Source organism: Streptomyces sp. URMC 126 (assembly GCF_051386555.1).
Lineage (GTDB): Bacteria > Actinomycetota > Actinomycetes > Streptomycetales > Streptomycetaceae > Streptomyces.
This window is the reverse complement of sequence record NZ_JBPQTX010001267.1, coordinates 1-241: the sequence shown is the minus strand read 5'-3', so window position 1 is coordinate 241 and position 241 is coordinate 1. Positions and strand designations below refer to the sequence as shown.

The following is a 241-nucleotide window of genomic DNA, read 5'->3' as shown; positions in this document are numbered from 1 at the left end:
CCATGAAGGCCATGCGCGCCGAGGTGGACGTGCTCACGCTGACGGCCACGCCCATCCCGCGCACCATGGGCATGGCGCTGGAAGGCCTGCGCGACCTGTCCGTCATCGCCACCGCGCCCCAGCGGCGCCTGGCCATCAAGACCTTTGTGCGCAACGAGGGTACGGGCGTGATCCGCGAGGCCGTGCTGCGCGAGCTCAAGCGCGGCGGCCAGTGCTACTTCCTGCACAACGAGGTCGAGAC

At 69.7% G+C, this 241-nt stretch carries 1 protein-coding gene; it reads left to right on the top strand.

The features are described from left to right. Positions 1-241, top strand: a 241-nt coding sequence (locus ACSNOK_RS35915) for a hypothetical protein (protein ID WP_436784847.1), incomplete at both ends; no start/stop codon positions are given.